Source organism: Pseudarthrobacter sp. LT1 (assembly GCF_035621795.1).
Classification (GTDB): domain Bacteria; phylum Actinomycetota; class Actinomycetes; order Actinomycetales; family Micrococcaceae; genus Arthrobacter.
In genome coordinates this window covers 4,028,277-4,042,132 of record NZ_CP141830.1, presented here as the reverse complement: position 1 = coordinate 4,042,132, position 13,856 = coordinate 4,028,277, and the positions used below count along the sequence as shown (strand labels likewise).

Below are 13,856 nucleotides of genomic sequence, written 5' to 3'. Positions count from 1 at the left end.
TCTACGTGGGTGCTTCTTTCCTGCAATTCGCCTCCTCGTGTCATGGAATGGTCCCTGTAAGTATTTGCATACCAATCGGTGGTGCCGTCCGGGTGTGAGGTCGTGGAGTAGACACGGCCAATGTCCACGCTGTTTTCAACTCCGCTTGGAGTGGTCACGGCCTTGACAACGCTATGGGTTTTTGAGCATTGGGTCCCATCTGATGTGGTCTGGCAGCCTGATTCGTTTACCACCTGCGCGCCCCCGCCGGAGGCACCTCCGCTGGCTGCCATGACCGGTGTTGCGATTAACGCAAGGGCTCCAGTGATACCAAGGGCAGCGGCCGCGCGGAGGAGGGTCCTAGCCGAAATCATCATTGCTTCCTGCTTTCAATTCGGAATTCTGAGGTGGCCAGAGTCCTGGACCATCTGCCGAAATTTACTTTGAGCAGCAAAGTTGCTGGTAGAGCCGAAAGACTCATCCCGGGCGCTTGGGGCGGGATTCATTGCCGATGGTGCGAATTCATATTTGAAGGTCCGCTTCAGTGCAATCATTTACGGGGTGTCTCAGGAGCGACTGGCCTGAACCCCAAAATCCCGGTATCTCTCACCCACCACTAATGGCAAGGGCCTTGGCAGCCTCGCCGCGGTCACAGGTAGTTCTTGACGGTCGCTCGAAGTGCTTCGGTGTGCTCATAGATTTCCTCGAGGGAATTAATGGGGACCCGGGTTTCTTCTTTGCTGTCATTGAAGATGCCGATGTACTTCTGGGTCCGGTTGAAGTGAAGACGGGCTATGGGCTTCCGGTTGTTATCGTCCAGAAGAACCGCAAAGTAGGACTTCGCGTCCCGCTGAGCGACCCGAACTGGCTTCACCTCGCTGCAGACAATAGCGCGTACGATCTGGTAGCCCTCAATCTCCTCAAGAGTCGTCTCCAAACCATCAGCCTCGGCGAGGTCCGCCTCTGCAACCGGAGCGCTCGTGACAGCAGCAGGTACTGCCGCTTCATCAGTCTGCGGGAATCCGGGGTTTCCAAGGGCTTTTTTCAGCCGTTCGTTGACCTGGTCATTGAGGAATTGTTTGGTGGCTTTTCCAACCAACGTGGTGAACTGCTCTCGGACCCTTTGTGTATAGGGTCCCGAGTAGACCCGTGCCGTCAGGAACTTTACCCATTCATCCTCTGGATCCTTGAACTGTGCGGCGGAGTTCGTTTCAGTTCGCCAATGTATTTCAATTCGCCGGCTGCGCTGATGATTGAGTCCAGGTCGAAGACGTCTTTTGAGAGTTTCTGGAGCTCGGGAATCAGGGACTGGTCGATGTCGTTCAAATCGAGCACGAGGAAGGGCTTCGCATCCATGCGGTTGGATGCATCCAAGTCAGTGAAGAACTGATAGACCTCGCCGTTGGTCAAGATAACTATACGAGCGTTGGTAACCGCGAAGTACCGGAAGAGCTGCGAGGCATGCTCGATCTTCACGGGTTCGGTCGACTTCTTGCACTCGATCAGAATTTGGACTTCGCCGTCCTTGACGATTGCATAGTCAATCTTCTCGCCCTTCTTGAGCCCAACATCAGCGATGAATTCAGGGACGACCTCCAAGGGCGACATTTACGCGCATTGGTCGCTCGGAACCGTCATGTGCACCCGCCAGCCCGCCGCGACCAACCGGGGATTTGAACGTCCGGCCTCTTCAACCAAAGCGGACGACGGCGGGTGCCCACCCGCCGTCGTCCGCTCGCCGCCACGCAGGGCATTGCTCCCGCCGTCGCCCGCTTTTGTGGACTTAGAACGCGTCTGCCTCCGCATTGAGGTCCCGGCCCTTGGTCTCCGGCGCGAAGAACCCGGCCGCAAGGCCGATCGCCGCGTAGGCCATGAGGATTCCGGCAACTGGGATCCAGCCCGGCCCGGTCATAGCAACGACGCTGGCTGCAATGATGGGGCCGAGACCGCCGGACAGGACCGCGCCGATTTCCTTGACCGTCGTCATAAAGGAGAAGCGGCGTTTGGAGCCGAACATCTCCACCAGCCAAGTGGACTCCACGCCATACAGGTTCGGCAGCGGACCGCCTACATAGACAACGAAGACCAGGGCCACCAATACGGGGTTCCGTGTTTCGATCATCAGCATCGCGGGAATGGTGAAGGCGAACTGGAACCCGGAGAGCCAGAGCCAAACTTTGCGTCGGCCGAACCGGTCAGTGAGCTTACCGGTCAGCAGGACCGTGAGCACGCCCAAAACGGAGCCGAGCGTCACGCCCGTAGTGACCAGATTGGGATCCATCTTCACCACAGACACCGTCCATCCGATAAGGAATCCCTTGACGAGGTACACGGAGCCGTTTTCGCCGAGTTTGATGCCCAGTGAGACGAGGAAGGCCTTCTTGGAATCGGCAACGTCACGCCAGACGCTTTGTTGCTTGGCCTCCAGGCGCGCCGCTGCCCGCCGCGCCTTCACCGCCTCGAAGACCGGTGATTCGCTCACACTGCGCCGCAAATACAGGGCCACAAGGGTGGTACCGACGCTCAGTAGGAAGGGAAGACGCCACCCCCAGGCGAGGAACTCGTCTTTGGGCATTTGCGAGAGCAGCAGCCACAGTCCGCTGGCCAACAGCACACCCGTTGCCGTTCCCAGTGCCACCACGGCGCCGTAAAAGCCGCGCTTATTCGACGGGGCGGATTCCACCAGCAGCAGCGAGGCCCCGGACAGCTCGGCGCCGGCGCCGAAGCCCTGGATAAGCCGCAGGAGCACCAGGAGGATGGGGGCCATGACCCCGATCTGGGCAAACGTGGGCAAAAGACCCATTCCCAGAGTGGCGATCCCCATCATTCCCACGGTTATGACCAGGACGGATTTCCGCCCGTATTTATCCCCAAGGTAGCCGAAATAGACCCCGCCAAGGGGCCGGACGAGGAATCCGGAACCAAACGCGGCAAAGCTGGCGAGCAATGCCATGGCCGGGTCTGTGTTGGGGAAGAACAGCGGCCCGAAAACGAGCGCCGCCGCCAGGGTATAAAGCGTGAAGTCCATGTATTCCAAAGCGGAACCAAGGAAGGACGACACGGAGGTGCGGCGCAGTTCAGCAGGCGACACCTTCAGTTCCGACGCCGGCCCCTGGAGGTCAGCGTCGACGTATTTCAGGTTTGAGTTTTCTGTGCTCATGGGGTTTCTCCCTCGGAAAGAGCCTGCAGGCAGGCTCGGCCGTAACGTCGTTGTTCGGATGGTGGTGCAAGGTCTTCAGGAGCAGCTCAGCTCGGGAGCAGGGAGACAGTCTCCGCTATGCAGGCAGGCTTTTGCGAGCCTTCCAGTTCGATCAGGTGATGGAACTGCAGCTGCCGCCCATTGGCTGTCTCGCTCACCGAGGCCAGTGTCAGCCGGTCCCTGATGCGCGAGTTGACCCTGGCGGGCGCAGGGAACCGGACCTTGTTCAGCCCATAGTTGATGATCATTGCGGCCCCGTCGACCCGGTACACCTGACCGGCCAGGTATGGCAGCAGCGACAAGCTGAGGTATCCATGGGCAACCGTGGCACCGAAGGGTCCGCCTGCTGCCCGCTCCGGGTCCGTGTGTATCCACTGTTGGTCCAGGGTAGCGTCGGCGAACGCCTGGATCTGGGATTGGTCCAGGGTATGCCACCCGCTCACCCCGATTTCCTGACCAACCATGCTGGCCAGCTCGGCAGCGTCCTTGAACAGTTTCATTTAAACCCTCTCCAGCAGCATGGCGACGCCTTGGCCCAGGCCCACGCACATGGTGGCCAGGCCGCGGTCGGCGTTTTCGCGTTCCATCCGGCCCAGCAGCGTGACGACGATCCGTGCTCCGGAGGAGCCCAGGGGGTGGCCCAAAGCAATCGCACCGCCGTCGTTGTTGACGGTTCCCGCATCCATTCCGAGCAGCCGCATGCAGGCCAGCGCCTGCGCAGCGAACGCCTCGTTGAGTTCGACGGCCCCCACGCCGTCCAGGTCCCAGTTGGCCTTGGCCAGTGCCTTTTGTGTAGCAGGCACCGGGCCGATGCCCATTACCTGCGGCGCTACACCGGCCGCCTGGCTGGCGACGATGCGGGCCCGTGGGGTGAGCCCGTAGCGTTCCACGGCTTCGCCGCTGGCCACCACTACGGCAGATGCGCCGTCGTTAAGGGAACTGGAATTGCCGGCGGTGACCACCCCTCCGGGCGCCACGATCGGCCGGAGGGCGGCCAAAGCGTCGGCGGTTGAGCCGCGCCTGGGTCCCTCATCTGTGTCCACCAGCGAGACTTCCCCCCGTCTGTCTTTGACCGGAACCGGGACTATCTCATCACTGAAGCGGCCGGCGTCGATCGCCGCCACAGCCAGATGGTGCGAGCGCAGTGCAAAGCTGTCCGCGTCGGCACGGGAGATGTTTTCCCGCTTGGCTACCTCTTCTGCCGTCTCCGGCATGGAAAACAGCGCCCCCGGCTCCATCCGCGGGTTGACGAACCGCGCACCGATTGAGGTGTCCGCGAGTTCACCCGGTTTGGCGTATGGCTTGTCCGGCTTGGCCATCACCCAGGGCGCGCGGGTCATCGACTCCACACCGCCCGCGACCACAAGGTCGGCGTCACCGTTGCGTATCGACTGCGCCGCCATGCTGATGGCGGTTAGGCCGGAGGCGCAAAGCCGGTTGACCGTCACCGCCGGAATGGCGTGCGGGAACCCGGCCAGCAGCGAGGCCATCCGGGCAACGTTACGGTTGTCCTCCCCGGCCTGGTTCACACAGCCCAGGATCACCTCGTCGATGGTGGCAGGATCGACACCGACCCGGTCCACTGCGGCCTCCAGCACCAGCGCGGCCAAGTCGTCGGGGCGGGCGGTGGCCAGCACGCCGCCGTGTCGACCCACCGGGGTGCGGACGCCCCCGACGAGGAATGCCTCGGGCATCAGCGGGCTCCGCCATTGATGTAAAGGGTTTGTCCCGAGATGTAAGAGGAGTCGTCGCCGGCGAAGAACGCGACGGCCGCGGCTACTTCCTCGGGCTGGCCTACACGTCCCAACGGGGTGCGTTCCGCCACCGCCTGCTGGTGCTCGGCCGGGCTGGCGCCAACACGCTGGGCCGTTGCGGCGGTCATCGAAGTGGCGATGTAACCCGGTGCCACGGCATTGACCGTGATGTTGAACGGGCCGAGTTCGATGGCAAGCGTCGCCGTCAGGCCTTGGATGCCTGCCTTTGCGGCTGCGTAGTTGGCTTGCCCGCGGTTGCCCAGCGCGCTGCGGCTGCTGAGCGAGACGATCTTGCCGTACTTGGCCGGAACCATGTAGCGCTGGGCAGCGCGCGTGCAGAGGTAGGCACTCGTGAGATTGGTGGCCAGGACCGAATCCCAGTCCGGCCGCTCCATCTTGAAAAACATGTTGTCACGGGTGATGCCGGCATTGTTTACCAGGATGTCGAGGCGGCCGAACTCCCGGTGAATGTCACCGAATACGCCGTCCACGGCTGCCTCATCCGTGACATCGCAGCAGGCGGCAACGGCCTTTCCGCCGGCTGCCAAGACGTCCGGGTGGTCCGAGATCCGCTGCGCGGTGGCCTTGGCACCGCCCTCGTTGAGGTCAAGGACGACGACGGTGGCACCCCCGGTGGCGAGTTTCAGCGCGGTGGCCGCGCCTATTCCTTGCGCCCCGCCGGTGACCACGGCCACCCGGTTGGTGAAATTGCTCATGACTTTTCCTTTGCATGTGTGGATCTGTTGGTTTCGTGCCTGTGGAAGCCGGGGCAGCCCGGCGGGGCGCTAACTGAAGGCGGAGAGGCCGGTGATCTCCCGGCCAACGAGAAGTGACTGGATGGAGTCCGTGCCCTCGTAAGTGGAGACGACCTCCATGTCGGTCATGTGCCTGGCCACGTGGTTCTCCAGCAGCACACCGTTGCCGCCGAGCATGTCCCGCGCTTCGGAACAGATCCAGCGTGCTTTCCGGGCAGTCTGCATCTTGGCCAGCGAGGCCATGGGCCCGGTCATTCGGCCGTCCTCGGCGAGCACGGCCAGCCGGAAGCACATCAGCTGCATCGCCGTCAGTTCGGCGAGCATGTTGGCCAGCTTGTTCTGCACCAGCTGGAAACTGCCGATCGGTTTGCCGAACTGCTGCCGGGTCTTCGCGTAGTCCAAGGCGATCTCGTATGCGGCCATTGCATGGCCGTAGGACTCCCAGGACGCGCCGCTGCGCGTGGAGGTGAGCACACGGGTGACGTCCTTGAATGAGTGGCATTCCGTGAGCCGGTTGGCGGCCGGGACCCGCAGGTTTTCGAGGGTGATGTCCGGCTGGAGGATCGCCCGCTTGCCGATCTTGCCGGTGATGACTTCGGCGGAGTAGCCGTCCGGAAAGCTGCCGTCTTCGTTACGCTCCATCACGAAGGCCTTGACCTTGGCGTCCGCCTCGTCGCGGGCGAAGATGATGACGACGTCGGCCATGCTGGCGTTGCCGATCCAGCGCTTGCGTCCATTGATGATGTAGCTGTCCCCGTCCCGGCGCGCGCTGGTTTCGAGTGCCACCGAATCGGATCCGTGCTCGGGCTCGGTCAGGGCGAAGGCGCCGATCTTGGCCAGGGCAGCCATTTCAGGGAGCCAGCGTTGCTTTTGCTCCTCGCTGCCGAGCATGTTGATGGTTCCCATCGCCAGTCCTGACTGGACGCCGAGGAAAGTATTGACGGAACCATCGCCGCGGGAGATTTCCGCGGCAACAATCCCGGCGGCAAGCCGGCTTAGCGCAGGACATCCGTAACCCTGAATGGTTGTTCCGACAATTCCGAGCCCGGCAAGCTTGGGAACAAGTTCGAAAGGAAACTCGGCGCGTTCCCAGTAGCCATTGATGACGGGCAGCAGGTCTTTGTCCACGAAGGCGCGGACTTTGAGCCGGAGCGCCCGGTCCTCAGCGCTGAGGAAATCGTCCATGAGGTAAAAATCGGCGCCGTTCCCGGCGGTTTCCGGTGTCATCGAGTGAGCTCCAATGGTGTGTGATCGGGAACCTGCTTACGCTGCGGGTCCGTGTTTCCTTGTGAAGGCTGGAAAAGGGCGAGCCAGTGGCGCTCGTGTTTCGCCAAGTGCCGGGACTTGCCGGTGCCCGGATTGACTGAAACCAGCACGGTCCGGCCGTCTACGGCGACTGCCCCGCGCTGGCTACCCCTGAATTCCAGGCTGAATGAACTCGTGCCGATCCTGGTCACGGTCAGTTCAACCTCCAGGTCTTCGCCGTGGTGGACGGGCCGCCGATAGTTCACTTCGAGGCTGGCTACCACCGTGGGGGTCGCGTCACCTTGACGTATACCCGGCATTGAAGACCGCCATTTGATTCTTGACTCCTCCAGGAGCGTGACGACGGCGGCGTGGTTGACATGCCCGTTGAGGTCCTGGTCGGACCACCTTGGGGAGACGCGGGTCCGGTAGGTTTCAGGCATGGACCAGTGCTTTCCGGTGCAGCAGCCAGTCCCGCACCAGCCCGGAGCTTTCGTTCAATCCGGGCGGCGCAAGTGAATAGTCCACCGGCGTAAGGGAATATTCGACGGGGTGGCGCACGGTGGGTATCTTCCGTGGCCCTTCGCCCGCCATCACTACCGGGTTGAGCCCCAGCTGTTCGGCCAGCTCGACACCGCCGCGGACATCCTGGATGGGAGCGCAGGGCAGCCCTGCCGAGGAGAGCTCACGGAACCATTCGTCGGCTGATTGGGCGGCCAACTGGGCGTGGAGGATGCCCCGCAGTTCGTTGCGGTTGGCGTTGCGCTGCAGTGTCGTGGCGAATTTCGGATCCCGGGCGACTCCGGGAATCCCCAGAGCCCCGCAGAGCCGGACGAACTGGGCGTCATTTCCCGTCGCGATGATGATGGTGCCGTCCCCGGTCTGCATTGGGGCATATGGATACATGCTGGGGTGTTCGTTGCCCATCCTGGTGGGTACCACACCGCCCGTTACGTAGGCCGCAGACTGGTTCACCATGCCGGACAGGGCCGAGGTCAGCAGATTCAGCTCCACCAGCTGACCCTCGCCGGTCCGGTCCTTATGGTGCAGCGCCCCCAGGATGCCGATGGCAGCGTGCAGGCCTGTGATGACATCGAACAGGGCGACGCCTGCCCGGTACGGTTGGGTGTCCTGGTCCCCGGTCAGGCTCATCATTCCCGAGGCAGCCTGCACCAACAGGTCATATCCCGGAATATGTGCGCCGGCTCCGGTGCCGAATCCAGTAATGGAAGCGTAGATAATGTCCGGGTTCAATTCGGCCGCAGCGGCATAATCCAAGCCCAGCCGCGCCATGTTGCCGGGCTTGAAATTCTCGATCATGACGTCGGCGGTGCTGATCAGTGAACGCGCTACGTCGAGGTCCTCCGGATCCTTCAGGTCCAGGGCAATGGAGTGTTTGTTGCGGTTAACCGCGAGGAAGAATGTGGCCTCGCCATCCCGGACCGGGGGCATATACGTACGGGTGTCGTCTCCTTCTGGTCCCTCCACCTTGATCACTGTGGCGCCCATGTCAGCTAGGAGCATGGTGGCGTACGGGCCAGCCAGCACTCTGCTGAAATCTGCGACCACAACGCCTGCGAGGGGCCCTGCGCTTGCCCGGCCCAAGGCATCAAAGTCATGCTTATCGTCGCCTCCAGCGGAATGGTCCTGGCTTCTGGAGACCGATTCGTCGATCGGGTGTGTCATCTAAATCCTCCGCAATGTGGTCTGCATCACTAACCCTTGCAAGTGGACTGATTCACGTCCAATACGTATTTGGTGCTGGACTGATACCTGGCTGTCACTAATGTGGGCGAACTCATTTGGGTATCTTGGGCGTATGGACAATGACGTTTACCTGGGCAGGAGCTGAGCGCGGGAGTGGAAATACATCAGATCCGGGCCTTCCTCGCCGTGGCCGAGGAACTACATTTCGGCAGGGCGGCGCGTCGGCTCCATATGGCCCAGCCGCCATTGAGCCGATCCATCCAGCGGCTTGAGCATGAACTGAAGGCGCCCCTGTTTATCCGCAGCACGCGGACTGTGCAGTTGACTGCCGAGGGCCAGGCGCTTGTCGGCCCGGCTCGCGACATACTCGAAGGTTGCCGGCGGGGCCGCCTGGCGGTCGCTTCGGTGGGCCGGGGCGAAACCGGGCGGGTTCGGGTCGCCTTTGCCGGGGTCTCCTCGCATGTGATGGTCGGCAGGCTCGCCAAGCGTGTCCGGGAAGTACACCCCGGAATCGACTTTGAGCTGTCCAGCTCCAACTTCGCGCTACCGGCCATGGACAAGGTGATGAGCGGGGCCATGGAAGTGGGCCTGGGCCGTTGGAATTTCATTCCCGCTGTCCTCGACTCGCGGATCGTGGCCAACGAACGGCTCGTGGTGGCCCTGTATGAAAGCCACCCCTTGAGCGGACAGGCTTCGCTCTGCATGGCAGACCTTGCGGAGCAGCCTTTCGTTACGTTGCCGGAGCATCCGGGCGCGATCCTCCACGACCACCTTCGGAGGCTTTCCAGTGCCGCGGGGTATGTCGTGGAAATCGCCCAAGTGGCGCCGGATTCGCAGACGCTGATGGCGCTCGTGGCAGCCGAAATCGGTGTAGCCCTGACAGTGTCCTCCGTGCCCGAGAACTTCAGCCACCCGGGTGTCGTGTTTCTTCCCCTCGACGACCCGGCTGACGTCATCCAGCTGCGGCTGGTCTGGCGGAAGGACAATGCCAGCCCCGCGCTGCGCGAGGTACTCCGGCTCTCGGAAGAGGTCCTTCCGTCACCGGACTGAGCTGTCTATTTATGCCGATGGGGCATAAGCGGAATCCTTATTAGGTATTGGATCTGACGGCAATCGGACTGGCACAGTGGTTCAGGTCACCGGGTGGTGCAAATCACGCCCGCACGGACATCGACCCGCCCCTTGACCCGCCAGGAGAACCACCGTGACCGTAACCGCACCCGCACCCGCCCTGGTCTTCGACGACGTGCTCAACCTCGACAGCCTCCTGACGCCCAGGGAACTGGAGCTGCGCAGCACGGTCCGTGACTTTGTGGATGAACGGATCCGGCCCAACATTGCCGGCTGGTACGAGGATGCCCGTTTCCCGCTCGAGATTGTTCCCGAGCTTGGGAAGTTGGGGGTCCTCGGGATGCACCTGAAGGGCTACGGATGCCCAGGCCGCAGCGCCGTCGAGTACGGAATCGCCGCCATGGAGCTGGAAGCCGGCGACTCAGGGCTTCGGACCTTCGTTAGCGTCCAGGGCTCCCTGGCCATGAGTGCCATCCACAAGTGGGGGTCCGAGGAGCAACGGAACGAGCACCTGCCGGCGATGGCGCGGGGTGAGAAGATCGGCTGCTTCGGGCTTACCGAGCCGACGGCAGGCTCCGACCCATCCAGCATGGCGACTTTTGCCGCACCCGACGGGGACGGCGGCTGGGTCATCAACGGGGCGAAACGTTGGATCGGCCTTGCCTCAGTGGCCCAGATTGCGGTCATCTGGGCGAACACCGCCGAGGGCATCCGCGGGTTCATCGTCCCGACGGACACCCCAGGCTTCACCGCAACGCCCATCGACTCGAAGCTTTCCATGCGCGCCTCAATCCAATGTGACATCAGCCTCGATGAAGTACGGCTGCCGTCCACTGCACTCCTGCCCGGCGCCCGCGGGCTTAGCGGCCCGTTCTCGTGCCTTAATGAAGCCCGCTACGGGATCATCTGGGGCGCCATGGGCGCGGCCCGGGACTCCTACGAAGCAGCGCTCGCCTATGCCGGGGACCGGCTCCAGTTCGGCACGCCCCTGGCCGGGTACCAGCTCACGCAGGAAAAGCTGGTGAATATGCTGCTGGAAATTCAAAAGGGGACCTTGCTGGCACTTCATACCGGTCGGCTGAAGGACGCCGGGACGCTGGAGCCTGTGCAGATCTCCGTGGGCAAGCTGAACAACGTCCGCGAGGCCATCGCCATCTGCCGGGAAGCGCGCACCATCCTTGGCGGTAACGGCATCACCCTGGACTACTCGCCCCTGCGGCACGCGAACAACCTTGAATCAGTGCGCACGTATGAAGGTACTGATGAGGTCCACACCCTTATCCTGGGCCAGCGGATCACCGGCATCTCGGCGTTCCGCCAGGAGTAACGGTATGGCGCCGCCGGTGCCGACGTGTGCCACACCGTTCACACGTACTTTGGGCCCTCTCGACGGCGGGAACCGCCCGCCGTCGCCCGGTTCGCCGCAGGCCGCCCAACAGACCGCCTGCTACTAATTCAGTGCCAGTGCCGGAAGTCTGCGAGAACTCCGCTGCCCCCGTGGACAGCAGGAACGAAGATGCGATGGCCTCGGTCCGCAGAAGCGGCGGCCAATGGCCGATGCGGAGGGGTTGCGGCGACGGACTCAAAATGTCAGACCCGAGTGACAGTCTTTGGTTATGGAAACCGGAACGGTTATGGATGCGAAGGGCGCGGCCGGACTCGCCGGTGCCGTCGCATCCCTGACCGGGCTGGTGGACGAACTAACAGGAGCCCTGAGCGGTTCTTCGGAAGCCGCGGATAATGCTCACGGCGTCGACAGTCTTGATCCGCTTCGGGAACTTGCCGGGTCCTGCCTGGACGGCTTGGGCATCGTGGCCCGAATCGAAGCTGCTACTGCAGCCGTGAAAGTGCGGCTGCTCGCAGAGTATTCGGAGGCCGCAGCCGCCATGGAAGCGCCGGCGGAAAGCGCCTCTGAATCATCGGCGCGGGACATGAGTGTCGTCGCCGAAGTCGCCTGCACGCTCACCATCGGCGAAGGAGCCGCATCCGCGCTGTTGCAGGACGCCCATGCGCTCACCGCCTCTCTTCCGGCGACGCTCAACGCCATGGAGGCTGGCGCCGTCTCCTGGCGGCATGCCCAGATCATGGTCGACGAAACCAGCAGCCTGGACGCTGCAGCAGCAACTGACTTGGAAGCCCACTTCCTGGACCCGGAGGCGCCTAACGCGGCCCGGGGTGCATCTGCCGGAGAGCTCGTCCCGGGCCGTTTCCGTCGGAAAGTGCGCGCCTGGCGGGAACGCCATCACCCCGAGTCCCTGACGATCAGGCATGTGAAGTCCGTTGCGGATCGGCGGATGGAGTACTCGCCGGACCGGGACGGTATGGCCTGGGTTTCGCTGTACATGGCTGCGGACAAGGCCTGTGCCGCCTGGAACAGGACGTCTGCCCTGGCCCGTGGGTTGCAGGGACCGGACGAGCCGAGAACCCTTACCCAGCTCAGGGCAGACGTGGCCGCAAAATTGCTGCTCGGTGACACCGGGGACCTCGCCGGGCCTGGGTCATCCCTCAAGGCTGATGTGCTGGTCACAGTGCCGGTCTTTTCCCTCCTCGGTGCCACGGACGAACCCGCCGAACTCGACAACTACGGACCCATCCCGGCATCGATGGCGCGCAAACTGGTCGCGGAAGGGGCCAACTCGTTCTACCGGATTTTGGTGGACCCCCGCGACGGAGCTCCGCTTGAACTTGGCCGCACCAACTACCGGCTCACCGAGTCGCTCAAGCGGTGGCTGAGGATGCGGGATGGAAAATGCACCTTCCCCGGCTGCAGCAACCACAGCCAAGACAATGAGGCGGACCATCTCAGGGCCTGGGAGCGCGGAGGCACCACCGGAATCAGCAACCTGGGACAGTTGTGCCCAAAGCATCACCGGCTCAAGCATCGAACCGGCTGGAGTCCGGGGCCGGCTTCCAGGAATGAGCCGCCGGGCTGGACTTCTCCAAGTGGCCGTCAGTACAACGCCGAGCAGCCGGACCGGGCACCGACACTCTGGCCGCCGGGCTGGCTTCCGGAAGAGGCCAGCGTGCTGGAAGTATTGGTTGTGGATTATCTCGCGGTCTCCTAGCGAACGGTTAGTTGGCTGCCCGGAGGACACACCTGCCACCTCCATCACAGCTGGGAAACTCATGCCCTCCTCGACATTGATGTTCCCGGCCGTTCATCATGATGCAACCAAGACGCCCTGAACCGTTTCGCCAAGCACAGCAGTCTTTTCACGCACCCCACGCCCGGAACACCCCATCACCGGGCGGACATCCCCGAGGTACCAGGAGTACTCCCGTGTTCGTGAAAAGCACCCTCGCCGCCGTCGCCATCCTTGCCTCCCTGGCCGGGACAGCCGTAGCCCCCGCCCAGGCCGGGGCGGAGGCACACAATCCAGCGCCCGTCGTCGGCCAGCCCCTTGCCGGGACGCACGCCCACAACGACTACGAGCATGACCGCCCTCTGTTCGACGCACTGGAGCACGGTTTCACCAGCGTCGAGGCGGACGTGTGGCTGGTCGACGGTGAGCTGCGCGTGGCCCACGACCTCGCTGACGCCAAACAGGGAGTCACGCTCGAGAGCCTCTACCTCGACCCACTCCAGGACCTGGTCCGCAGCGAGCCCGGCCACAGCGTCTACCCCACGTGGGATGGCAGCCTGCAACTCCTGATCGACATCAAGAGCGAGGGCGAGGCCACCTACGCCGCCCTGGAGCAGGAACTGGCCGAACACCGCGACATCATGAGCCGCTACACCAACGGCAACGTCAAGACCGGCCCGGTCACCGCCGTCATCAGCGGCAACCGACCGCTGGCCACCATGCAGGCCCAGGACAAGCGCTTCAGCTTCTACGACGGCCGCTCCACCGACCTCACATCCGGCTTGCCCGCCGCCCTGATGCCGCTGGTCAGCGACAACTGGTCCAAGCTCTTCACCTGGCAGGGCGTCGGCCCCATGCCGGAGGCCGAGCGCGCCAAGCTGCGCGCCTTCGTGGCCACCGCACACGCTAACGGTTACCGCGTCCGCTTCTGGGCCACCCCGGACCAGCCCGGTGCCGCCCGCGATGCCGTCTGGACCGAGCTTGCCAATGCAGGCGTGGACCACATCAATACCGACGACCTCGCCGGCCTCCAGCAGTTCCTCACCGCCCGCGCAGCCTAGGC

General features: G+C 63.3%; 11 protein-coding genes and 1 pseudogene. 4 read left to right on the top strand and 8 right to left on the bottom strand.

Annotation, left to right across the window (positions count from 1 at the left end):
- Positions 1 to 628 precede the first annotated feature (628 nt).
- The 8 genes and pseudogenes from VIK36_RS19025 to VIK36_RS18990 all read right to left on the bottom strand — a co-directional run.
- Positions 629 to 1,584: pseudogene (locus VIK36_RS19025) on the bottom strand (type I restriction endonuclease); the annotation flags it as partial.
- A gap of 178 nt (positions 1,585 to 1,762) precedes the next feature.
- Positions 1,763 to 3,139 carry an MFS transporter gene (locus VIK36_RS19020; RefSeq protein ID WP_255173377.1) on the bottom strand — a complete coding sequence of 459 codons (1,377 nt, stop codon included), beginning with the start codon at positions 3,137 to 3,139 and terminating at the stop codon, positions 1,763 to 1,765.
- Positions 3,140 to 3,225: 86 nt separating this feature from the next.
- Positions 3,226 to 3,678: a MaoC family dehydratase gene (locus VIK36_RS19015; protein WP_255173376.1), complete on the bottom strand. Its 453-nt coding sequence runs from the start codon at positions 3,676 to 3,678 to the stop codon at positions 3,226 to 3,228.
- The gene (locus tag VIK36_RS19010; RefSeq protein ID WP_255173375.1) at positions 3,679 to 4,872 is read right to left on the bottom strand and encodes a thiolase family protein; all 1,194 of its coding nucleotides are present in this window, start codon (positions 4,870 to 4,872) and stop codon (positions 3,679 to 3,681) included.
- The gene (gene fabG / locus VIK36_RS19005; RefSeq protein ID WP_324643214.1) at positions 4,872 to 5,648 is read right to left on the bottom strand and encodes a 3-oxoacyl-ACP reductase FabG; all 777 of its coding nucleotides are present in this window, start codon (positions 5,646 to 5,648) and stop codon (positions 4,872 to 4,874) included. The genes VIK36_RS19010 and fabG overlap by 1 nt, the downstream gene beginning before the upstream one ends.
- Before the next feature lie 69 nt (positions 5,649 to 5,717).
- Positions 5,718 to 6,914 carry an acyl-CoA dehydrogenase family protein gene (locus VIK36_RS19000; RefSeq protein WP_255173373.1) on the bottom strand — a complete coding sequence of 399 codons (1,197 nt, stop codon included), beginning with the start codon at positions 6,912 to 6,914 and terminating at the stop codon, positions 5,718 to 5,720.
- A complete protein-coding gene (locus VIK36_RS18995; RefSeq protein WP_255173372.1) occupies positions 6,911 to 7,375 on the bottom strand; it encodes an acyl-CoA thioesterase in 465 nt (154 codons plus the stop codon). The genes VIK36_RS19000 and VIK36_RS18995 overlap by 4 nt, the downstream gene beginning before the upstream one ends.
- Positions 7,368 to 8,618, bottom strand: coding sequence for a CoA transferase (locus VIK36_RS18990; protein ID WP_324643213.1), 1,251 nt, complete (start codon positions 8,616 to 8,618; stop codon positions 7,368 to 7,370). Before VIK36_RS18990 ends, VIK36_RS18995 begins: the two co-directional genes overlap by 8 nt.
- A 174-nt stretch (positions 8,619 to 8,792) precedes the next feature.
- Between VIK36_RS18990 and VIK36_RS18985 the strand changes: the two genes are divergently transcribed.
- The 4 genes from VIK36_RS18985 (at position 8,793) to VIK36_RS18970 (ending at position 13,854) form a co-directional block, all read left to right on the top strand.
- A complete protein-coding gene (locus tag VIK36_RS18985; RefSeq protein WP_255173370.1) occupies positions 8,793 to 9,689 on the top strand; it encodes a LysR substrate-binding domain-containing protein in 897 nt (298 codons plus the stop codon).
- A gap of 154 nt (positions 9,690 to 9,843) precedes the next feature.
- A complete protein-coding gene (locus VIK36_RS18980; protein WP_255173369.1) occupies positions 9,844 to 11,037 on the top strand; it encodes an acyl-CoA dehydrogenase family protein in 1,194 nt (397 codons plus the stop codon).
- Between the two features lie 289 nt (positions 11,038 to 11,326).
- On the top strand, positions 11,327 to 12,775 hold the full coding sequence (locus tag VIK36_RS18975; RefSeq protein WP_324643212.1) for an HNH endonuclease signature motif containing protein: 1,449 nt from the start codon (positions 11,327 to 11,329) through the stop codon (positions 12,773 to 12,775).
- 215 nt (positions 12,776 to 12,990) lie between these two features.
- Positions 12,991 to 13,854 carry a phosphatidylinositol-specific phospholipase C/glycerophosphodiester phosphodiesterase family protein gene (locus VIK36_RS18970; protein ID WP_324643211.1) on the top strand — a complete coding sequence of 288 codons (864 nt, stop codon included), beginning with the start codon at positions 12,991 to 12,993 and terminating at the stop codon, positions 13,852 to 13,854.
- The last annotated feature ends 2 nt before the right edge of the window (positions 13,855 to 13,856 follow it).